The following is a 21974-nucleotide window of genomic DNA, read 5'->3' on the forward strand; positions in this document are numbered from 1 at the left end:
AAGTCCCCTTCCTTACTTGTTGGCCAGCTCGGCGGCGCGGTCGGCCGCACCGTCCATGGTGTCCACCTGCTCGACGAGCGGGTGGTTGGCGTCGGTCAGGATCTGACGACCCAGCTCGGCGTTGTTGCCGTCGAGGCGGACGACCAGCGGCTTGGTGACCGCCTCGCCCTTCTCCTCGAGCAGGGCGAGGGCCTGCACGATGCCGTTGGCGACCGCGTCGCACGCGGTGATGCCGCCGAAGACGTTGACGAAGACCGACTTGACGTCGGTGTCGCCGAGGATGATCTCCAGGCCGTTCGCCATGACCTCGGCGGAGGCGCCGCCACCGATGTCGAGGAAGTTGGCGGGCTTGACGTTGCCGTGCTTCTCACCGGCGTACGCGACCACGTCGAGGGTGCTCATGACGAGACCCGCGCCGTTGCCGATGATGCCGACCTCGCCGTCGAGCTTGACGTAGTTGAGGCCCTTGGCCTTGGCGGCGGCCTCCAGCGGGTTGGCGGCGGCCTTGTCCTCGAGCGCCTCGTGCTCCGGCTGGCGGAAGTCGGCGTTCTCGTCCAGGGAGACCTTGCCGTCGAGCGCGATGATCTTGCCGTCGCCGGACTTGATCAGCGGGTTGACCTCGACCAGGAGGGCGTCCTCCTTGATGAAGACGGTCCACAGGGTCTGCAGGACATCGGCGATCTGGTCGGCGACCTCGGCCGGGAACTTCGCGGCCTCGACGATCTCGCGGGCCTTGGCCTCGGTCACGCCCTCGTTCGCGTCGACCGCGATCTTCGCGAGGGCCTCGGGCTTGGTGGCCGCGACCTCCTCGATGTCCATGCCGCCCTCGACGCTGGCCATGGCCAGGAAGGTGCGGTTGGCGCGGTCGAGCAGGTAGGAGACGTAGTACTCCTCCTGGATGTCCGCGGTCTGGGCCAGCATCACCTTGTGCACGGTGTGGCCCTTGATGTCCATGCCGAGGATCTGCTCGGCCTTGGCGACGGCGTCCGCCGGGTCGGCGGCGAGCTTCACGCCGCCGGCCTTGCCTCGGCCACCCACCTTCACCTGAGCCTTGACGACGGCGCGGCCGCCGAAGCGCTCCGCGATGGCGGCAGCGTCTGCGGCGGTCTCGATGACATCGCCGTCAAGCACGGGCACGCCGTGCTTGGCGAAGAGGTCCCTCGCCTGGTACTCGAACAGGTCCACGTGTTTGTCCTTGTTCGTGGTCGCGGATTGTGTCTCTACGAGCGTGCCACGGCAGGATCTTCGCTGCGGGTCGTCGGGGCGGTGCGGGTACGCAGAAGTACGGCCTTGCGGCCCACACAGCCACGGGCGCACACGTCAATCAACACGCGCGTCACGTCCGTCTGGCAGGTTATCCCCGTACGACGGGCGTGTTTCGCCCGAGGCCTGCCCGTCTTTGGTGAGAACCGTCACAGGACAGTTTAGGGGGCGTACGCCGGGCGCCCGGACGGGCGTCCCCGCCCGGCCGCGCCCCGGGTTCCGCCGTCCGGGTGAGGCTGGCTCCGTCGCGTTGACGGCCGGGCCGACAGCTCCGTTCACAGTCCCGGCCCCGTGCTCCGTCTCACACCCCCTGGTCCGGGACGGGGATCGGGCGCTTCTCGATCGCCGCCGCCATGATCTCCGGGAAGACGTCGGGGGTGCAGGCGAAGGCCGGGGCGCCGAGCGCGGCCAGCGCGGCGGCGTGCGCGTGGTCGTAGGCGGGCGCGCCCTCGTCGGAGAGCGCCAGCAGGGCGATGAACTGGACGCCGGCCGCCTTCATCGCGGCCACCCGCTTGAGCATCTCGTCGCGGATGCCGCCCTCGTAGAGGTCGCTGATCAGCACGACGATCGTCTCGGCCGGCCGGGTGATCCGGGACTGGCAGTAGGCGAGCGCCCGGTTGATGTCGGTGCCGCCGCCGAGCTGGGTCGCGAACAGCACGTCGACCGGGTCGGTGAGCTGCTCGGTGAGGTCGACCACGGAGGTGTCGAAGACCACCAGCCGGGTGTCCAGGCTCTTCATCGAGGCGAGCACGGCGCCGAACACCGCCGAGTGCACCACGGACGGCGCCATCGAACCGGACTGGTCGATGCAGAGGATGACGTCCTTCTTCACCGCGCGCTGGGCGCGGGCGTAGCCGACCAGCCGCTCGGGGACGACCGTGCCGTGCTCGGGCAGGTAGTTCTTCAGGTTGGCCCGGATGGTGCGGTCCCAGTCGATGTCGCGGTGGCGCGGGCGGTTGACCCGGGCGCTGCGGTCCAGCGCGCCGCCCAGGGTGGCCCGGGTGCGGTCGGCGAGCCGGCGCTCCAGGTCGGCGACCACCCGGCCGACGACCGCACGGGCGGTCTCCCGGGTGGTCTCGGGGAGCGCGTGCTTGAGCGAGAGCAGCGTGCCGACCAGGTGGACGTCCGGCTCGACGGCCTCCAGCATCTCGGGCTCCAGCAGCAGCTGCTCCAGCCCGAGCCGGCTGATCGCGTCCTGCTGCATCAGCTGGACGACGGTGGAGGGGAAGTACTCGCGGATGTCGCCCAGCCAGCGGGCCACCTGCGGGGCCGAGCCGCCGAGGCCGGCGCCGCGGCGGCCGGAGCGCGGCTGCCCGGCCCGGCCGTCCTCGCCGGCGCCGCGGTAGAGCGCGGCGAGCGCGCCGTCCATCGCGGCGTCCCGGCCCCCCAGGGTGCGGCCGGTGCCGTCCGCCTCGCCGCCGAGGACCAGCCGCCAGCGGCGCAGCCGCTCGTCGGCGGAGGTGCCGGGGTCGGTGGCGGACGCGGCGCCGGGGGTGGTGACTGCCATCGGGGGCTCCTCTGCGTGTGGTCTGTGGTCGGAAGGGAGAGGCGGCCGGAACGGGACGGCCGCCTCCGTCAGGTGTCGCGGCCCTCGGCCTGCCGGGGGATCCGCAGGTGCCCGCCCGGCTCCGCCGTCCCGCCCGGCAGCCCGAGCAGCAGGGCGACCACGGGCAGTGCGGCGTCGGCCCGCACCCGGTCCAACTCGACGCCCTCCCCGGCCGGTTCGGCACTGCCGGGGCCGAGCGGGCCGGCCGCCACCCGGCTGCCGACGGTGTGCCGGACCCCGGCCTCCAGGGTGGCGAAGGTCCGCCGCAGCAGCGGCAGCACGTCCGTGAAGACCTCCGCCGGAACACCCGTCAGCCAGCCGTCGAGCAGGCCGAGCAGCCGGGGGTCGTGCAGCAGCAGCGCGCCGCCGCCGGTCAGGAAGCCCTCGATCCAACCGGCCGCGTCCGCCGGGCTGTTGGCGGCGGACAGCACCAGGCCGAGCCGCCGTCCGGCCTCCGCGGAGTCGAGCCGGCCGTCGTCCAGCAGCAGCCGGACGGCGCGCCCGCGCAGCAGGCCGGGCACCCCGGTGGCCGGTCCGCCGGAGGGCTCGCGCCGGGCGAGCGCCCGCAGGGTGGCGGCCCAGCGGTCGGCGAGTCCGGCGGCGGGGCCGTCCGGCCCGTCCAGCAGGCCGATCGCGCCGTGCACCTCGTCGAGGTGGCCGCGCATCGCGGCCGCCCCGGCGGCGTCCAGGCCGGTGCAGGCGGGCGGCAGGCCGACGCAGATCCGGTCGGCGAGGCCGCCGGCGACCTCGCCGAGGGCGCCGTGGTCGGTCCCCCGGACGTCGCCGTAGCGCAGCGCGCGCACCAGGGCGGGCAGCGCGCCGGCCAGGTGGGCGACGTCGGTGTCCAGGGCGGCGCAGTCGGCGAGCACCCGCATCACGGCGGGCAGCGCCTCGGCCAGCCCGGCCACCAGGCAGCTCTCCACCAGCCCGGTGAGCTCGGCGAGTTCGACGGCGGCCCGGGCGGTACCGACCGCCTTGCCGACGGCGGCCCGCTCGACCGTGGTGCCCCACTGGGCGGCCTCGGCGATCCGGACGGCGAACTCGGGCTGCCAGCAAAGCCGCCAGCTCTCCCGGAAGGTGCCGGTGGAGGCGACCGCGGAGCGGGTCGGCGCGCCCCAGTCGACGCCGAGCAGGCGCAGCCGGTGCAGCAGCCGGGAGCGGGCCGCGTCGGTCTCCTTGCGCAGGTCGAGGTCGAGGTCGCGCGCGGTGGGTTCGGGCTTGAGCCGCAGGGTCCGCTGGAGCCTGGCGAGGTCGCGCTGGAGCGGGACGGCGGGCGCGGCGTCGGGCACCTGACCGAGCGCGTCGCCGATCACCAGCCGGTCCCGGACGAGCGCGAGGGCGACGTCCGAGCCGTCGCACATCACCGCGCGGACGGCGTCCAGCGTCTCGGTGAGGCCGGCCAGCGGTCGGCCGCGCAGCACGGCGAGGGTGCGGGCCAGCCGGACGGCCTCGATGACGTGCGCGGAGGAGACCGGGTGGTCCTCGGCGCGCAGCAGGCCGGCGACCCGGGTGAGCCAGCCGGGCAGCGGGTCGCCGTCCGTGCGGTGCAGGTGGTGGTACCAGCCCGGGGAGACGATCCCCGCGCCGTAGCCGGTGAGTTGGGAGAGCCGGCGGTGCGTCCAGGGCACCCAGGTGATCTCGGTGCGCACCTTCTTCGGCAGCTCGGCGAGCAGTGCGCGGTCGTGCGCGACGGTCGGCATGGCGGCCAGCGCGGGGACGTGGAAGGCCCCGCAGACCACGGCGATCCGCTGGTGGCCGGCCCGGCGGGCGGCGCGGATCTGCTGGCGCATGTACGCCTCGCGCTGCTCGTCGCGCCGGCTCGCGCCGCCGTCCTCGCGCAGCGCCGTCATCGCCTCGGCGACGGCCGCGAAGGGCGCGAGCGGGTCCTCGTCGCCGCCGGGGCGGCGGTGCTCGACCACGTCCTCCCACCAGCGTTCCGGGTCGTCGTGGCCGGCGGCCTCGGCGAGCCGGGCGATCGGGTCGCGCGCCAGGTCGCCGTCCACCCCGTCGGCGCCGTCCTCCCCGTCGGCGCCGCCGTCACCGTCCGCCTGCGCGGCGTCCGCGAAGGTGAAGCCGGCCGGCAGGTCGATGAAGCGGAGCGGGACGCCGAGGTCGGTGGCGTAGCGGATCGCCACCCACTCCGGCGAGAACTCGGCGTACGGCCAGAACGCGGCGCGGGCCGGGTCGTCGGCCGCGTGGGCCAGCAGGGCCACCGGCGGCACCATGTCCTTCTCCGCGGCCAGCCCGAGGATCGGGTCGGCCTCCGGCGGCCCCTCCACCAGGACCGCGTCCGGTCGCAGCCGCTCCAGCGCGGCGGCCACCGAGCGGGCCGAGCCGGGCCCGTGGTGCCGGACGCCGAGCAGCGTCACCTCTGCGCTCATCGCGCTCTCCCTCCCGGGTCTTCCGAGCTTGCGGTCGTGCGGTGCACGGTCGTGCGGTGCACGGCGGTGCCGTTCAGCGGGCGTTCTCACGGGCGGCGCGGTAGAAGTCCTTCCAGCCGTCGCGCTCGCGGACCACGCCCTCGACGTACTCGCGCCAGACCTGCTGGTCGGCGGCCGGGTCGCGGACCACCGCGCCGATCACGCCGGCCGCGACGTCGCCGGCCCGCAGCACGCCGTCGCCGAAGTGGGCGGCGAGCGCCATGCCGTTGGTGACCACCGAGATGGCCTCGGCGGTGGAGAGGGTGCCGCTGGGGGTCTTCACCTTGGTCCGGCCGTCGGTGGTGATGCCGGCCCGCAGCTCCCGGAAGACGGTCACCACGCGCCTGATCTCCTCGGCACCGCCGGGCAGTTCGGGCAGCTGGAGGGAGCGGCCGAGCTGTTCGACCCGGCGGCTGACGATCTCGACCTCCTCCTCCAGCGAGCCGGGCAGCGGCAGCACCACGGTGTTGAACCGGCGGCGCAGGGCGCTGGACAGCTCGTTGACGCCCCGGTCGCGGTCGTTGGCGGTCGCGATCACGTTGAAGCCGCGCACGGCCTGGGTCTCGGTGCCCAGCTCCGGGATCGGGAGGGTCTTCTCGGACAGGATGGTGATCAGACTGTCCTGGACGTCCGCCGGGATGCGGGTCAGCTCCTCGACCCGGGCGATCCGGCCGTCCGCCATCGCCCGCATCAGCGGGGAGGGGACGAGCGCCTCCCGGCTCGGCCCGTTGGTGAGCAGCTGCGCGTAGTTCCAGCCGTAGCGCACGGCCTCCTCGGGGGTGCCGGCGGTGCCCTGCACCAGCAGCGTGGAGTCGCCGCTGATCGCCGCGGCGAGGTGCTCGGACACCCAGGTCTTGGCGGTGCCCGGCACGCCGAGCAGCAGCAGCGCCCGGTCGGTGGCGAGGGTGGTGACGGCGACCTCCACCACCCGGCGCGGGCCGATGTACTTGGGGGTGATCACGGTGCCGTCGGGCAGCTCGCCGCCGAGCAGGTAGGTGGCGACGGCCCACGGGGAGAGCTTCCAGCGCTCCGGGCGCGGACGGTCGTCCTGGGCGGCCAGCGCGGTCAGCTCGGCGGCGAACGCGTCCTCGGCGTGCTGCCGCAGGACATCGGTCACGACGTCGGTCATCGGGGCTCCTTCGGGTCGGCCGCCGGGCACACGGATGCCCGGGCGACGGGGTGATCGGGGGGAGCCAGGCCGGCGTCCCGGCCTGTGGAAACCACCATGCACCGGACCACTGACAATCCTGACCGGACCTCAGTTCGGTCTCCCCGGCGGCGGCGCGACGGCCGGACCGACTGTCAGTGCCGCCGCCTACCGTCGTGGCCATGGAGGAACGCTGGAGCACCGAACACGTCCTGTCCCTGGCGCCCGACGCCGCCTCGAAGAAGGCCGCCGCCAAGCTGTCCGCGCCCGCGCCCTGGTCCGCCGCGGGCACCGACGGCGACGCGGTCTGGGGCGAGTGCAAGGGCAGCGGCAGCACGCCGTACCGCACGGTCGTCGAGCTCGCCACGCCCGCCTACCAGTGCACCTGTCCGAGCCGGAAGTTCCCCTGCAAGCACGCCCTGGGGCTGCTGCTGCTCTGGAGCGGCTCGCCCGGCTCCGTGCCCGACGGCGCCGAGCCCACCGACTGGGCCGCCGCGTGGCTGAAGGGCCGCCAGGACCGCGCCGAGCAGCGGGCCGTGCGGGCCGAGGCCCCGGCCGACCCGGCCGCCGCCCGCCGCCGGGCCGAGAAGCGCTCGGCCCGGGTCGCGGCGGGCGCCGCCGAGCTGCGGCTGCGGCTCGCCGACCGGGTCCGGCACGGCCTCGCCGACCAGTCCACCGCCGGCCCGTGGGAGGAGGTCGCGGCCCGCATGGTCGACGCCCAGGCACCCGGGCTGGCCACCCGGGTCCGCGAACTCGACGCGGTGCCGCAGCAGGGGCTGCTGGCGGAGTACGCGATGCTCCATCTGCTCGCCACCGCCGCGACCCGCCTCGACGAGCTGCCCGCGCCGCTCGCCGCGACGGTCCGCGCCCGGGTCGGCTACACCACCGAGACCGCCGAGCTGCTGGCCGGCCCGACCGTCCGGGACCGCTGGCAGGTCCTCGGCAGCCGCACGTCTCCCATGGAAGGGGGCACGGACGAGAGGCTGACCACCCGCCGGCTCTGGCTGCGCGGCGCCAAGACCGGCCGCCCGGCCCTGCTGATCGCCTTCGGCCGCCCCGGGCAGGCCCCCGAACTCGCCCTGCCCACCGGCCAGGTGGTTGAGGCCGAGCTGGCCTTCCACCCCGGCGCCCGCCCGCTGCGGGCCGTCCTCGGCACCCGCCACGGCGCCCCCGCGCCGGTGCCCGACGGCCCGCCGCCCGGCCTGTCCGTCGCCGAGGCGGTGGCCGGCTACGGCACCGCGGTGGCCGACGACCCGTGGCTGGACGCCTGGCCGACGGTGCTCACCGAGGTCGTCCCGGTGCTCTCCGAGGAGGGCTGGCACCTCACCGACGGCCGGCACACCGTGCCGCTGCACCGCGCCGCCGTCCCGGAGGCCGCGCTCTGGCGGCTCGCCGCCGTCTCCACCGGCCGCCCGCTCACCGTCTTCGGCGAGTACGGCCACCGCGGCTTCGCGCCGGTCACCGCCTGGGGGCGGGACGGCCGCCCGATCGGCCTCACCACGGCCTGAGCCGGCCCCGTCCCCGCCCGACGTCCACCCCACACCCGTTCCACCGGAGGAGGAGGCCCCGTGCCCGACCCCTGGGAGTCCCTGCAGACCACCGCCCTGCTGGGCACCGACCGCCGCCCGCTCCCCGCGCCCGGCCCGGCCGCGCCGTACGACGGCGCCGTCGACCGTGCCGACCCGGCCGCCGCGCTGCTCGAACTCGCCGCCCTGGAGACGGTCCGCCGCCGGGCCGGCGCGCTGCCCGCCCCGGCCGCCGCCCCGGCCGACCGGCCGGCCGCCGAGGACCCGCGCCCCGAACTGCCGCCCGCCGCCGCGCGCCGGCTCTCGCTGCTGCTCTCCACCCGCGGCGGCAACGGCGTGCTCGCCAACGTCGGCGAGCTGCTCCCGCAGTGGCTCGCGACCGCCCGCGAGCGCGGCTACCGGGTGCCCGCCGCCAGTGTCCCGGCCCTGCTGGACGCCGCCCGCGCCCGCAGCGAACTGCGGCCCGACGCGGTGGCGCTGGCCGGTCCGCTCGGCCGCTGGCTCGCCGAGCGCAACGCCGACTGGCGCTTCGTGCAGCGCGCCGCCCAGGAGCCCGTGCCCGCGCAGGAGCCCGTGCCCGCCCCGGACGCCGCGGGCACGCAGGACGCCGCGCCCGCCGAGGGCGACCACCTGTGGCACGAGGGCCTGTTCGCCGAGCGGGTCACCCACCTCACCCTGCTCCGCCGCCGCGACCCGGCGGCCGGCCTCGCGCTGCTGCGCGGCACCTGGCCGACCGAGCGCGCCGAGGACCGGCTGCTGTTCCTGGACGCCCTCCAGGAGGGCCTCTCGCTCGCCGACGAGGACTTCCTGGAGGCCGCGCTCGGCGACCGCAGCAAGAACGTCCGGGCCACCGCCGCCGAACTGCTCTCCACCCTGCCCGGCTCCGCGCTGGCCACCCGGATGGCCGAGCGCGCCCGCGCCGCCGTGCGCCTCTCCGGCCATGGCACGCACCTGCTGGTCACCCCGCCCGCCTCCTGCGACCCGGCCATGCAGCGCGACGGCATACCGCCCAAGTCGCCCACCGGGCGCGGCGAACGGGCGTGGTGGTTCGGCGAGGTGATCGCCGCCGCTCCGCTCTCCCTCTGGTCCGGGCACACCGGCCTGACGCCCGAGCGGCTGCTCGCCCTGCGGGTCGGCGACGCCATCGACGAGACCAGCAGCACCTGGGCGGACGACCTGCGCGAGGCCTGGGCCCGGGCCGCCGTCCGCCAGCAGGACGCCGGCTGGGCGCGCGCCCTGCTCGGCCCCGCGCCGGTCCCCGGCCCCGGGCGCCCCGCCCGCACCACCGGCGCCCCCGCCAAGCTGCTCGCGGTGCTCCCGCCCGCCGAACGGGCCGCCTGGACGGCCGCCTTCATCGAGGCGCACGGCCTCGGCGACTCCTTCCAGCTGCTCGGTGCCTGCGCCACCCCCTGGACGCCGCCGCTGTCCACCGCGGTGGTCGAGGCGCTGGCCCGGGCCGCCGCCTCCGGCGCCTACCCGTGGAGCCACAGCGGGGTGCTCGGCATGACCGAGCGCGCGCTCTCCCCGCAGAGCGCGGAGGCGGTCGAGGCACTGGCCGCCGGGGCCGCGCCCGCCACCGCCTGGGGCGAGACCTTCGCCCGGCTGGCCGGGACGCTGCGCTTCCGCGAGGCGATGCTCGCCGAACTGGCGGCCTGACCGGACGACGCGCGGAGGACCGCCAAGAGGCCCGCAGACGAAGGGGCCGGTGCCGGACGGCGACGTCGTCCGGCACCGGCCCCTCGGCGGCTGTCAGCCGGCGGCGCGCAGATTGGCCTCGACCCAGGCGACCACGTCGCCGGTCGGCGTGCCCGGGGTGAAGATGTCGGCGACACCCATCGCCTTCAGTTCGACGATGTCCTCGTCCGGGATGATCCCGCCGCAGAACACCTTGATGTCCTCGGCGTCGCGCTCCTTCAGCAGCTCCAGCACCCGCGCGCAGAGCGTCATGTGCGCCCCCGACAGGATCGACAGGCCGATGCCGTCCGCGTCCTCCTGGATCGCGGTGTCGACGACCTGCTCCGGCGTCTGGTGCAGACCGGTGTAGATGACCTCCATACCGGCGTCGCGCAGGGCGCGCGCGATGACCTTGGCGCCGCGGTCGTGGCCGTCCAGCCCCGGCTTGGCGACCACCACGCGGATCGGTCCTGACACACCCATCACTGCCTCCCGGACCTCGTCGTCCATCCCCCACCGGACCTTGTGGGGCACGGGCGAGGTTAACGAGCAATAACCAATCTGAGGGGAGGGTAGCGTCACCCGCCGCGGTTGGCCGCACCGCCCCTCAAGACGAGGGGAAAATCACAGGACCGCCCACCGCCCCTCCTCTCTTCTACCCCGCAACCGCACACCCCCAGCCCCTTGACAACCGGACTTTTGTCCGGATGTCGGGCTTCCGGCTACAGTCACGGTCGTTTACCCCCCGCTACCCGCCCGCCGACGCGCCCGAGGCCCACCGAGGAGGCAGCCGCGATGGCTCCCGAAGCAGCCGCTCGCCCGACCCGTGCGGAACTGCGCCTCGCCGCCCGCGAGCAGTCCCGGGCGCAGCGCCGTGACGCCGCCAAGGCCGCCACCCGCACCGCGCTGCTGCGGGTCGCCCTGCCCTCGGTGGCCGCGCTCGGCGTCGCCGCCGCCGCGGCCGTCACCGTCCAGGGCGAGGCCGACCAGCAGCGCGCCCAGGCCGCCGGCCGGGTCCCCGAGCAGGCCACCGCCGCCGATGCCCCGGACGGCGCGCAGACCGGGGCCGCGCAGACCGGGGCCGCGCAGGCCGCCCAGCAGGCGCTGGCCGCCGGCGAGGCCGACCAGACCGCCTCCCGCGGCGACGCCCGCCAGCCGCTCGCCGGCACCCAGGACGGCGCGGCCGACCCGGCGGGCCGGAACGGCCCGAACGGGCAGCCGTCCGCGCAGACCGCCGCCACCGACCAGCCGCCCGCGCCCCAGCGCCCCGCGATCTCGATGCCGGTCGCCCAGCACGGCGTCGGCGAGGCCTTCGGCGCCGCCGGAACCCACTGGGCCAAGCGGCACACCGGCATCGACTTCCCGGTGGACGGCGGCACCCAGGTGATGGCCGTCGCCGACGGCACCATCCGCACGCAGTGGAATCCGTCGTACGGCTACATGACCATCCTCAAGACCGCCGACGGCACCGAGGTCTGGTACTGCCACCTGCGCTCGTACAAGATCCGCAAGGGCACGGTGAAGGCCGGCGACGTCATCGCCTTCGTCGGCAGCAGCGGCAACAGCACCGGCCCGCACCTGCACCTCGAAATCCGCCCGGCCGGCGGCGGCGCGCCCGTCGACCCGCTGCCCTGGTTCCTCGCCCAGGGCCTCGACCCGCGCTGAACGGACAGCGCGGGCCGACCGGCCCGGGGCCCTACAGCTTCTCGACCGGCGCGTAGCGCAGCAGCAGTTGCTTGCGCCCCTCCGAGCCGAAGTCCACGGTGGCCTGTGCCTTGTCGCCGACGCCGGTGGTGGCCACCACGGTGCCCAGCCCGAAGGTGTCGTGGGTGACCCGGTCGCCGACCGCCAGCGCGACCGCCTCCCGCTCCACCGCCGCGCCCGAACGCCGCGCCGACTGCCCCCAGCCCGCCTTCGGCGAGGCCCCGGCGGCCGACCCGCGCGAGCCCTGGGCCGACCCGCGCGAGGAGCCGCCCCCGGCCGAGGACCTCCCGCCCCAGGAGGACCCCGAGGAGAAGCCCCGGGAGGCCGGCGCCGAGGCCGCCCCCGTGCGCTTCCACTCCACCAGCGTCTCCGGGATCTCCTCCAGGAACCGCGAGGCCGGGTTGTACGACGGCTGCCCCCAGGCGCTGCGCAGCACCGACCTGGTCAGGTAGAGCCGCTGCCGCGCCCGGGTCAGCCCGACGTACGCCAGGCGCCGCTCCTCCTCCAGCTCCTTGACCTGGTTGAGCGCCCGCATGTGCGGGAAGATGCCGTCCTCCATGCCGGTCAGGAAGACCACCGGGAACTCCAGGCCCTTGGCGGTGTGCAGGGTCATCATGGTGATGACGCCCTGTCCCTCCTCGTCCTCGTCCGGGATCTGGTCGGAGTCGGCGACCAGCGCCACCCGCTCCAGGAAGTCGGCCAGCGAGCCGACCGGCGGCGCGCCGTCCTCGCCCGCGTCCGGGCGCTCGCCCGGGTCCTGCTCGTACTCCAGGGCGACCGAGGCCAGCTCCTGGAGGTTCTCCACCCGGGTCTCGTCCTGCGGGTCGGTGGAGGCCTGCAGCTCGGCGAGGTAGCCGGTCTCCTCCAGCACCGCCTCCAGCACCGCGGCGGGGCCCGCGCCGGACTCGACGACCTGGCGCAGCCCGGCCATCAGCGCGTTGAACTTCTTCACCGCGTTCGCCGAGCGCGCGGCCATGCCGTACGCCTCGTCGACCCGCCGCAGCGCCTGCGCGAAGGAGATCCGCTCGCGCGCGGCCAGCGCGTCGACCATCGCCTCGGCCCGCTCGCCGATGCCGCGCTTGGGCACGTTGAGGATCCGGCGCAGCGGCACGGTGTCCTCCGGGTTGGACAGCACCCGCAGGTAGGCCAGGACGTCCTTGACCTCCTTGCGCTCGTAGAAGCGCACCCCGCCGACCACCTTGTACGGCAGGCCGACCCGGATGAACACCTCCTCGAAGACGCGGGACTGCGCGTTGGTGCGGTAGAAGATCGCGACGTCGCCGGGCTTGGCCGTGCCCGCGTCGGTGAGCCGGTCGATCTCGTCGGCGATGAACTGGGCCTCGCCGTGCTCGTCGTCCGCGACGTAGCCGACGACCTTCTCGCCGTCCTCGCCGGCCGTCCAGAGCTTCTTCTTGCGCCGGTTGGCGTTGCGCTCGATGACGGCGTTGGCCGCGCTCAGGATGGTCTGGGTGGAGCGGTAGTTCTGCTCCAGCAGGATCGTGGTGGCGTTCGGGTAGTCCTCCTCGAACTGGAGGATGTTGCGGATCGTCGCGCCGCGGAAGGCGTAGATCGACTGGTCCGCGTCACCGACCACGCACAGCTCGGCGGGCGGCACCTCGGCGAGCCGGCCGGCCGCCGGGTCGACCCAGTCGCCGTCGACGGTGCGCTTCGGGGCGTCGGCCGCCGCGCCGCCGCTCAGCTCGCGGACCAGCGTGTACTGGGCGTGGTTGGTGTCCTGGTACTCGTCGACCAGGATGTGCCGGAACCGCCGCCGGTAGTGCTCCGCGACGTCGGGGAAGGCCTGGAGCAGGTTCACCGTCGTCATGATGATGTCGTCGAAGTCGAGGGCGTTGGCCTCGCGCAGCCGCCGCTGGTAGAGGAAGTACGCCTCGGCGAGCTTCTTCTCCGTCGGGTTGGCGGCCTGGTCGGCGTAGGTCTCCTCGTCGATCAGCTCGTTCTTGAGGTTGCTGACCTTCGCGGTGAAGGACTTCGGCGGGAACTGCTTGGGGTCCAGGTCGAGGTCGCGGCAGACCAGGGCCATCAGCCGCTGCGAGTCGGCGGCGTCGTAGATCGAGAACGACGAGGTGAAGCCGAGCAGCTTGGACTCGCGGCGCAGGATCCGCACGCAGGCGCTGTGGAAGGTGGAGACCCACATCGCCCGGGCGCGCGGGCCGACCAGCTGCTCGACGCGCTCGCGCATCTCGCCGGCCGCCTTGTTGGTGAAGGTGATCGCCAGGATCTCGCCCGGCTGCACGCCGCGCGCGGCCAGCAGGTGGGCGATCCGGTGGGTGAGCACCCTGGTCTTGCCCGAGCCGGCGCCGGCCACGATCAGCAGCGGCGAGCCGGCGTGCAGCACGGCCTCGCGCTGCGGGTCGTTCATGCCCTCCAGCAGCGCGGCCGGGTCGATCACCGGCCGGGCGGCGCCGTTGCGGTACCAGGCGTCCCGCTCCGCCTCGGCGGCGTGGTCGGTGTGGAACAGCCCGTCCGGGATCGCCTCCTCGAAGGCGTCGTACGGGACGTCGTCCTCGTACGGCGGCGGCTCCTCGTCGATCGGCGGCGCGGGTTGCTTCGACCCGGCGGCGGGGGCCTCGAAACCGGGGAGCGGGAGGTCGTCAAAGAGGCTACTCATGGCACTGACGAGTCTATGGCCACCCGCCGACAAGCCCGTCCGGCCCTCGGCGGGGCCGGGCGGGCTCGTCGCGGACGCGCCGGTCAGACCAGCCGGCGCGCGGTGGCCCAGCGGGTCAGCTCGTGCCGGTTGCTCAGCTGGAGCTTGCGCAGCACCGCCGAGACGTGGCTCTCCACCGTCTTGACCGAGATGAACAGCTGCTTGGCGATCTCCTTGTACGCGTACCCGCGGGCGATCAGCCGCAGCACCTCGCGCTCGCGCTGGGTCAGCCGGTCCAGGTCCTCGTCCACCGGCGGGGTGTCGGTGGCGGCGAAGGCGTCCAGCACGAAGCCGGCCAGCCGGGGCGAGAAGACGGCGTCCCCGTCGGCGATCCGGAAGATCGCGTCGACCAGGTCGGTCCCGGTGATCGTCTTGGTGACGTAGCCGCGGGCGCCGCCGCGGATCACGCCGATCACGTCCTCCGCCGCGTCCGACACCGAGAGCGCCAGGAACCTGACTCCCCCCGGGTCCCCCATCAGCCCGGCCGAGCGGCGCAGCACCTCGACGCCGCCGCCACCGGGCAGGTGGACGTCCAGCAGCACCACGTCCGGCCGGGTCTCGGCGACCACCCGGACCGCGGACTCCACGTCGTCGGCCTCGCCGACCACGTCGATCCCGGTCGCCTCGGTGCGCCCGATCTCCGCCCGTACCCCCGTCCGGAACATCCGGTGGTCGTCGACCAGCACGACCCGCGCGCGGCGCTCCGGCGCTGCCTCAGTCATTCGCTCTCTCCATCTCCAGCTCGACCTCGGTCCCGCCGTCCGGCGCCGGCCGCACCCGTGCGGTGCCGCCGTTGCGCTTCATGCGGCCGAGGATCGACTCGCGTACGCCCATCCGGTCCTCGGGCACCGTGTCCGGGTCGAAGCCCGGGCCGTGGTCGCGGACGAACACCATCACGGTCCTCCCCTCGACCTCGGCGTAGACCTGGACCGGTCCCCCGCCACCGTACTTGGCCGCGTTGACCGTCGCCTCCCTCGCGGCCTGCATCTGCGCCGCGATCCGCTCGTCCATCGGGCAGTCGCCGACGATCACCACCTCGACCGGGACGCCGTGCCGGTCCTCGACCTCGGCGACCACCGCCCGCAGGCTCTCCGCCATGGTGTCCGGCGCCTGCTCGGCGACCGCCTCCGGGCGGTAGAGCCACAGCCGCAGCTCGCGCTCCTGGGCCCGGGCCAGCCGCAGGACCTCCTTGGGGTCCTCGGCGCGGCGCTGGATGAGGGTCAGGGTGTGCAGCACCGAGTCGTGCACGTGGGCGGCGATCTCGGCGCGCTCCTGGGCGCGGATGCGGGCGGTGCGCTCGGCGCCGAGGTCCTGCCACATCCGCAGCGCGTACGGGCCGACCAGCACGAGCACGCCGGCCAGCACCGCGAGCGAGGCCTCGATCACCGAGCCGATCGTCGAGCCGCCGCCCTGGGTGGCCAGGAAGGCGATGATGCCCGCCACCACCAGCAGCACGCCCGCGCCGACCCGGGTGTAGGCGCCGCGCCGCTTCTCGCCCTCCTCCAGTCCGAACCAGCGCTGCCAGCGGGAGTCGTCGGCCTGCCGCCAGACCAGCGCCACACCGACGCCGATCGCCAGCAGCGGCCAGGTGTAGGGCTTGGCGGTCTGCACGTTGAGCGCGTTGAGCAGGGCGATCACGCCGATCACCAGCATCACCAGCGCGGCCAGCTGGCCCAGCCCGCCCTGCCGCTGGCCCGCGGCGGCGCCGGACGCGCCGGACCCCTCGCCCGCCTCGACCGGCTCGCCCCGCAGGGCGTGCTGCAGCACCTCGCGCAGCCGACCGATCCACCCGCCGCGCCGGCCGTCCTTGCTCAGCTCCCCGCCGCCGCCCGCCTGCCAGGAGCCGACCGGGACGAAGGCGCCGTTCACGTACACCCAGTGCGCGCCGCCCCGCCGGGCGGGCTCGCCGATGCCGATCGGCACCACGAACCAGAACGCCGCGTAGAGCAGCCCGCCGAGGCCCTGGGCGAAGAACAGCATCACGAAGGCGATCCGCACCCAGCTGACGGGCAGTCCGAGGTGCACGGCGAGCCCGTGCGCGACACCGCCGAGCATCCGCCCCTGCGGGCTGCGGTACAGCCGGCGGTAGGGCGGTTTCCCGTCGGCGGGAGCGGTCGGGTCGCCACCCCCGGGCGGCGCGGGCTCGGGGGCGAGGGGGCGGGAGTCGGAACCGGGTGCTGCCACGGCACCGATGGTTCCACGCGGGCGGACCCGGACGCATCAGGGTGTGGCCCTAAGGGTCCCCCCGCGGGCACGCCCGGCCCTGCCCGTGCGGGAACCCTGACCCTTCTCAGGGACAAGTCAGGGTCCGAGCAGGGACGGGACCGGTTGGGGCGGGGGCGCGGCACCCACCAGGATGGTGGCATGACCGAAGACCACCGCGCAGAGGAGCTCCACGAGGCCGGGACGAGCGCCCCACCCGCGCCGGACCGACCCCCGCTGACCCGGGCCGAGCACCACCGCGTGGTGGCCGGCGTCTGCGGCGGCCTCGGCCGGCACCTGGACATCGACCCGGTGGTGTTCCGCGTCGTGACGGTCGTGCTCTGCCTCTCCGGCGGCCTCGGCCTCTTCCTGTACGGCCTGGCCTGGCTGATCGTGCCGACCGAGCCGGGCACGGACGGCAAGGGCGCCGCCCGCTCCGGCCGCACCGAGCTCCAGCGGGTGCTCACCGGCCGGGTCGACGGCCAGTCGGTCGGCGCGGTGCTGCTGACCGTGATCGGCACCGGCGTCTTCTTCTCCTCGATGGGCGACGGCGGCCAGCTGTTCCCGCTGCTGCTGCTCGCCGGGCTGGTCTTCCTCGCCGTCCGCTACGACCCCGAGCGCCGGCGCGGCGGCCGGGTCCGCGGCCGCCGCCGGCACCACCACCCCCACGGCCACGTCCACGGCTACGGCCAGCCGCAGGGCGGCCCGTACGACCGGTACTTCCCGGACGACCCCGCTGCCGCCGGGGGCCCCGCCGCGACCGCCGCGAGCGGCTACCGCTGGCCGCGCGAGGAGCCGGCCGCCGACGACGAGGCCCGCGCCCGGCACGCCGCCGCGCGCGCCGCCGGCACCGTCCCCGCCGACACCCCGCACCCCGGCCCGTCCGGCTACCTGTGGGACCCGCGCCACCCCGAGCGCAACCCGTACGACGGCGCCGCGACCCCGCCGCCCGGTGCCCCGGCCCGGCCGTGGTGGCAGCGCACCGACCTGCCGCAGGGCGACCCGCTGCGCAAGGAGGCCGGGCCCGTCCCGCCGGCCGCGCCGCGCCCGCCCGTGGTGGTGCACCGGCGCGAGCGCTCCCCGCTCGGCCTGATCGGCCTGCTGCTGGCGGTGGGCGCGGCCAGCGCCGTCTGGTCGGCCTCGACCGACGGCGGGGCGACGGTACGGGCCGGCAGCGTGCTGGCCACCGCGCTGCTGGTGATCGGACTGACCCTGCTGGTCGGCGCGAAGTTCGGCCGGGCCCGCCGGCTGGTGGTCCCGGGCCTGCTGCTCACCGTCGCGCTGACCGCGGTCGGCCAGTCCTCGGTCTCGCCCCGGAACTTCGCGGGCGACCGCACCTGGACCGTCGCCACGACCGCCGAGCTGCAGCCGAAGTACACGCTGGGGGTCGGCTCGGCGCACCTGGACCTCGGCACGCTCGACCCGGCCGGCACGGCCCTGGCGACCACGGTCGAGCTGGGCGTCGGCGACCTCACCGTGACGGTGCCGTCGAGCGTCACGGTCAACGTGCGCAGCGAGATCGGCCTGGTCGAGGTCCGCCTCGCCGACCGCGAGCCGTCCGACGACGGCCCGGGAGACCGCAGCTACCAGCTGCTCCCGGTGAACGGACAGACATCCAAGGGCACGCTCGACCTCACGCTGAAGGTCGGGCTCGGCAGCATCAAGGTGGTCCAGCAGTGAGGAAGCACCAGCTCGACCTGTTCTCGCTGATCGCCGGCGGGTTGTTCACCGCGATCGCGGTGCTCTACCTGGTGGCGGCGGTGAACGACGTCTCGGTGAACGGCCGGATCGTCATCCCGGTGACCTTCATCGTCCTGGGCCTGGGAGGCCTGGCCGGGGCGGTGGCGGCGGCGGTCCGGCGCTCCCGGCCCGAGGAGCCCGGGCGGGAGGGTTAGGCCCTCCCGGGGTCAGGCCTCCAGCGGGCCCAGGTGCAGCTTGTCGCCCTCCTTGGTGACCCGGTACTTGGGCAGCGGCCTGGTGGCCGGGCCGTTCAGCACCGCGCCGGTGGCCGCGTCGAACCGGGAGCCGTGGCAGGGGCAGTAGAGCTTGCCGTCCTTCGGTGCGTCGACCGCGCAGCCGGAGTGGGTGCAGACCGAGGAGAACGCGCAGTACTGGCCCGCCTTGGGCTGCACCACGTAGACGGCGTCGCCGCTGGCCGGGTCCTTGACCTGGGCCGAGCCGCCGACCGGGACGCTCGCGGCGTCCACCGTGACCGGCGCCGCGGCCGGCGCCGCGGACTGCTTCGCCTTCGCGGTGGGCCTGTCCCGCCCGAAGGTGGCGGTCAGCGAGCCGGTGAGCAGCCCGGCGCCGCCCATCGCGACGGCCGCGATGCCGCCGTCCATCAGGGCCCGGCGCCGGACGTGGTCCTCGCTCAGGCCGCGGCGGCGGTCCCGGGCGGAGCGCCGGGCGAGGTAGCCGTCCACCGAGAGGTACGGGGTGCCGGCCAGCACCAGCGGCGTCCAGGCCATCAGGTAGACGAGGTCGTTGCCGAGGTAGTACGGCGAGACGCTCCAGCTGACGGTGAGCCAGAGGGTGAGGCTGATCAGGGCCCCGCCGGCGGCGGCGAGCCGGCCCCAGAGGCCGAGCAGGGTGCCCAGGCCCACCGCCAGCTCGCCGAAGGCGACCAGCAGGGCGAACGGGGTGGGGTGGTCCAGCGCCGGGCCGAGCAGGAAGTCGATCGGGCTGGAGCCCTTGACCGCCCGGGTCTGCGAGACGAACGAGGCCGGGTCGACGGCCCCGGCCAGGTAGTGGCCGTCGGAGAGCTTGTCGAGCGCCGCGTAGACGAAGGTGACGCCGAGGAAGAGCCGCAGCGGCAGCAGCGCCAGCCGCGAGCCGGCCGCCTTCCAGGCGGCGATCCGGGCGGCCGCGCCCGCCGGGCCCGCGCCGTCCGAAGGGCCCGTGGACGGCCCGGCCGCACCCGACCCGGCCGCGCCGTCACCCGCGGTCCCGGCCCCGGTTCCGGCGGCCGTTCCCGACCCGGCCGCCACGGAGCTGCTGGCCTCCGCCATTCCCCACACCTTCCCTCACCGGCCCGCCACCGCCTGACAGGTCCGGACGCATTCTGCCCGCTGATGCGCGCTTTCGGTGGGAGGGCCCACGGAGGGCCCTCCCCGTGAACCCGAACACCCGCGCCGTCGCCCCCTTGGTACGGGGACGACGGCGCGGGTGTTCAGAACCGGTCAGGACCGGCCGGGACGGGGAGTGCTCACTCCCACTCGATGGTGCCCGGCGGCTTGCTGGTGCAGTCCAGCACCACGCGGTTGACGTCGCGGACCTCGTTGGTGATCCGGGTGGAGATCCGGGCCAGCACGTCGTACGGCAGACGCGACCAGTCGGCGGTCATGGCGTCCTCGGAGGACACCGGGCGCAGCACGATCGGGTGACCGTAGGTGCGGCCGTCGCCCTGGACGCCGACGCTGCGGACGTCCGCGAGCAGGACGACCGGGCACTGCCAGATCTCGCGGTCCAGGCCGGCCGCGGTCAGCTCCTCGCGGGCGATCGCGTCGGCCTCGCGCAGCAGGTCCAGGCGGTCCCTGGTGACCTCGCCGACGATCCGGATGCCCAGGCCGGGGCCCGGGAACGGCTGGCGCTGGACGATCTCCTCCGGCAGGCCCAGCTCCTGGCCGACCATCCGGACCTCGTCCTTGAACAGCTTGCGCAGCGGCTCGACCAGCGCGAACTGCAGGTCCTCGGGCAGGCCGCCGACGTTGTGGTGGGACTTGATGTTGGCGGTGCCGGTGCCGCCGCCGGACTCCACGACGTCCGGGTACAGGGTGCCCTGGACGAGGAAGTCGACCGACTCGCCGTGCTCGCCGGCCTCGGCGATGATCTCGGCCTGCGCCTGCTCGAAGACCCGGATGAACTCCCGGCCGATGATCTTGCGCTTCTCCTCAGGGTCGCTGACGCCCTTCAGCGCGTCCAGGAAGCGCTCCTGCGCGTCGACGACCTTCAGCTGCACGCCGGTGGCCGCGACGAAGTCCTTCTCGACCTGCTCGGTCTCGCCCTTGCGCATCAGGCCGTGGTCGACGTAGACGCAGGTCAGCCGGTCGCCGATGGCCTTGTTGACCAGGGCGGCGGCGACCGCCGAGTCCACGCCGCCGGACAGGCCGCAGATCGCGCGCTTGTTGCCGACCTGGGCGCGGATCGCCGCGACCTGCTCCTCGACCACGTTGCCGGTGGTCCAGGTGGGGGCGATGCCGGCGCCGCGGTAGAGGAAGTGCTCCAGGATCTGCTGGCCGTGGTCGGAGTGCAGCACCTCGGGGTGGTACTGGACGCCGTAGAGGCGGGCCTCGTCGTTCTCGAAGGCCGCGACCGGCACCACGTCGGTGGAGGCGGTGACGGTGAAGCCCTCGGGGGCCGCGGAGCAGGCGTCGCCGTGCGACATCCACACCGAGTGCTGGGCCGGGACGCCCTCGAACAGGGTCGAGCCGGTGCGCGAGACGGTCAGCGGGGTGCGGCCGTACTCCCGGGCGCCGGTGTTGTCGACGGTGCCGCCGAGCGTCTTGGCCATCAGCTGGAAGCCGTAGCACATGCCGAAGACCGGCACGCCGGCCTCGAAGATCGCGCGGTCGAGCTGCGGCGCGCCCTGCTCGTAGACCGACGAGGGACCGCCGGAGAGGATGATCGCCTTCGGGTTCTTGGCGAGCATCTCGGCGACCGGCATGCTGCTCGGCACGATCTCGCTGTAGACCCGGGCCTCACGCACCCGACGGGCGATGAGCTGGGCGTACTGGGCACCGAAGTCGACCACCAGGACGGTGTCGGTCTCAGGTACGGACTGGACGGGAGTAGCAGAGGACACAGACGGCCTTCCGGCAGCGGTACGAAAGGTGTCGCGCGGCGCGCCCTACGGAAGGTGCACGGCGGGCGACGGGCGGGGGTCTGCCACCGAGTCTACCGGGCTGGCCGGTTTCACTCGTCTGCCCGCCCCGGCGACCGTGACCGTCGCGGCGGCCGGTTCGTTGCTCCGGACAGACCGTACGACCGTGCCGCGCCCGCCAGACGCGTCGCCCCGCCCCGGCCAGGGCGCCTCCGTACGGCACTGCAGGACCACGCGTGGAGCTCACCCCAGTCCACCGGCGCGCGTGGCGTCGTCGCGGAGAACCGGCCCCGGCCGGGGAGCGACGCGCCGTGGGACCGCGCGCGGGTGCTGCGGCCGGCCAGCAGGGGACAGCGAACCCGGCCGCGACTGGACCAGGGAGGTGGGGCGGCCGGCCGCCGGGGACGCCCGGAGCCGGCCGCCGCACCCGCCGCGATCCCGGCGCACCCCGTTCACCGTCCCCGCGCCACCGTGCGCGTCCCCCGTGCGCGTCCCCCGTGCACTCCGGCCAGCGCCGCTACACACCGTGATCATCGCCGCCGCCCTCCGCCGACCGCCCCGGCGTCCGGCGCGGTGGGCCCGGCATGGGCCGGCCATCGGCCCGACCATCGGCGCGGCCGGAAACGGCCCGTACCGAATCATGCCGAATCGGTTGCAGAGCAAGCCCTTCGTCCAGGACGATGCTGGGTGGAAGAGGTTCTCCCGGCGGCCGAGCGGCCGACCGCGGAGTACCGTCCCGGTGCCGCCGAGACCCGCGGTGGCAACGATTATCACCTCACGCTCCGTGAGCGATGGTCCGATGTCGGCATGCGCGCCGGACCTCCGCCGCGGCACTGTGCGCCCGCGCGCGCCGGCCCACCCCTGCCGGAGCGGCCGCGCGCGACCCATCAGCCATCCGTCCGACGGCGCTCCTCCCCCGGCGCCGTCACCCAGCACCGGCGCGCCCTGACGCCGCGTGCTGAGCGACAAAGGGCCCCGTTCCCCCGCGGGGCCCTTTGCCCTGTC

Annotated in this window: 15 protein-coding genes and 1 pseudogene; 5 read left to right on the forward strand and 11 right to left on the reverse strand. The window is 75.0% G+C overall.

What is annotated here, in order from left to right:
- Positions 1–12 precede the first annotated feature (12 nt).
- The 4 genes from sucC to ABT093_RS32865 all read right to left on the reverse strand — a co-directional run bounded on the left by sucC (position 13) and on the right by ABT093_RS32865 (position 6358).
- The gene (gene sucC / locus ABT093_RS32850) at positions 13–1185 is read right to left on the reverse strand and encodes an ADP-forming succinate--CoA ligase subunit beta (protein ID WP_350570585.1); all 1173 of its coding nucleotides are present in this window, start codon (positions 1183–1185) and stop codon (positions 13–15) included.
- Between the two features lie 379 nt (positions 1186–1564).
- Positions 1565–2770, reverse strand: a complete 1206-nt coding sequence (locus ABT093_RS32855) for a VWA domain-containing protein (RefSeq protein WP_350570587.1) — start codon at positions 2768–2770, stop codon at positions 1565–1567.
- A gap of 68 nt (positions 2771–2838) precedes the next feature.
- The gene (locus ABT093_RS32860) at positions 2839–5190 is read right to left on the reverse strand and encodes a DUF5682 family protein (protein WP_350570588.1); all 2352 of its coding nucleotides are present in this window, start codon (positions 5188–5190) and stop codon (positions 2839–2841) included.
- A 73-nt stretch (positions 5191–5263) separates the two neighbouring features.
- Positions 5264–6358 carry an ATP-binding protein gene (locus tag ABT093_RS32865; RefSeq protein WP_350570590.1) on the reverse strand — a complete coding sequence of 365 codons (1095 nt, stop codon included), beginning with the start codon at positions 6356–6358 and terminating at the stop codon, positions 5264–5266.
- A 200-nt stretch (positions 6359–6558) separates the two neighbouring features.
- Here ABT093_RS32865 and ABT093_RS32870 point away from each other — a divergent pair, with 200 nt between their 5' ends.
- Both ABT093_RS32870 and ABT093_RS32875 read left to right on the forward strand, forming a co-directional pair.
- Positions 6559–7884 (forward strand): SWIM zinc finger family protein, encoded by a 1326-nt coding sequence (locus tag ABT093_RS32870; RefSeq protein ID WP_350570591.1) that lies wholly within the window; start codon positions 6559–6561, stop codon positions 7882–7884.
- Between the two features lie 60 nt (positions 7885–7944).
- Positions 7945–9558 (forward strand): DUF5691 domain-containing protein, encoded by a 1614-nt coding sequence (locus ABT093_RS32875; RefSeq protein ID WP_350570592.1) that lies wholly within the window; start codon positions 7945–7947, stop codon positions 9556–9558.
- 93 nt (positions 9559–9651) lie between these two features.
- Here the strand turns inward: ABT093_RS32875 and icmB are convergent, their stop codons facing one another.
- The gene (icmB, locus tag ABT093_RS32880; protein ID WP_350570593.1) at positions 9652–10059 is read right to left on the reverse strand and encodes a coenzyme B12-dependent isobutyryl CoA mutase small subunit; all 408 of its coding nucleotides are present in this window, start codon (positions 10057–10059) and stop codon (positions 9652–9654) included.
- A gap of 312 nt (positions 10060–10371) precedes the next feature.
- Between icmB and ABT093_RS32885 the strand changes: the two genes are divergently transcribed.
- On the forward strand, positions 10372–11241 hold the full coding sequence (locus tag ABT093_RS32885; protein WP_350570594.1) for a M23 family metallopeptidase: 870 nt from the start codon (positions 10372–10374) through the stop codon (positions 11239–11241).
- Between the two features lie 31 nt (positions 11242–11272).
- Here ABT093_RS32885 and pcrA read toward each other — a convergent pair whose 3' ends face one another.
- The 3 genes from pcrA to ABT093_RS32900 all read right to left on the reverse strand — a co-directional run bounded on the left by pcrA (position 11273) and on the right by ABT093_RS32900 (position 16027).
- The gene (gene pcrA, locus ABT093_RS32890) at positions 11273–13909 is read right to left on the reverse strand and encodes a DNA helicase PcrA (protein ID WP_350570595.1); all 2637 of its coding nucleotides are present in this window, start codon (positions 13907–13909) and stop codon (positions 11273–11275) included.
- A gap of 83 nt (positions 13910–13992) precedes the next feature.
- Entirely contained in the window at positions 13993–14670 is a 678-nt protein-coding gene (locus ABT093_RS32895; protein WP_350570597.1) for a LuxR C-terminal-related transcriptional regulator, read from the reverse strand.
- Positions 14663–16027, reverse strand: coding sequence for an ATP-binding protein (locus ABT093_RS32900; RefSeq protein WP_350570610.1), 1365 nt, complete (start codon positions 16025–16027; stop codon positions 14663–14665). Before ABT093_RS32900 ends, ABT093_RS32895 begins: the two co-directional genes overlap by 8 nt.
- 285 nt (positions 16028–16312) lie before the next feature.
- Between ABT093_RS32900 and ABT093_RS32905 the strand changes: the two genes are divergently transcribed.
- Positions 16313–17830, forward strand: a complete 1518-nt coding sequence (locus ABT093_RS32905) for a PspC domain-containing protein (RefSeq protein ID WP_350570598.1) — start codon at positions 16313–16315, stop codon at positions 17828–17830.
- Positions 17827–18045 (forward strand): hypothetical protein, encoded by a 219-nt coding sequence (locus tag ABT093_RS32910; protein ID WP_350570600.1) that lies wholly within the window; start codon positions 17827–17829, stop codon positions 18043–18045. The genes ABT093_RS32905 and ABT093_RS32910 overlap by 4 nt, the downstream gene beginning before the upstream one ends.
- A 12-nt stretch (positions 18046–18057) precedes the next feature.
- Here ABT093_RS32910 and ABT093_RS32915 read toward each other — a convergent pair whose 3' ends face one another.
- The 3 genes and pseudogenes from ABT093_RS32915 to guaA form a co-directional block, all read right to left on the reverse strand.
- The gene (locus tag ABT093_RS32915) at positions 18058–18492 is read right to left on the reverse strand and encodes a QcrA and Rieske domain-containing protein (protein ID WP_350570612.1); all 435 of its coding nucleotides are present in this window, start codon (positions 18490–18492) and stop codon (positions 18058–18060) included.
- Between the two features lie 42 nt (positions 18493–18534).
- Positions 18535–19158: pseudogene (locus ABT093_RS32920) on the reverse strand (DoxX family membrane protein); the annotation flags it as partial.
- A 197-nt stretch (positions 19159–19355) separates the two neighbouring features.
- Positions 19356–20951 carry a glutamine-hydrolyzing GMP synthase gene (gene guaA / locus ABT093_RS32925; RefSeq protein ID WP_350570602.1) on the reverse strand — a complete coding sequence of 532 codons (1596 nt, stop codon included), beginning with the start codon at positions 20949–20951 and terminating at the stop codon, positions 19356–19358.
- Positions 20952–21974: the final 1023 nt, after the last annotated feature.

It is taken from the genome of Kitasatospora sp. NPDC002551, from assembly GCF_040296005.1.
In the GTDB taxonomy this organism is placed as follows: Bacteria; Actinomycetota; Actinomycetes; order Streptomycetales; family Streptomycetaceae; genus Kitasatospora.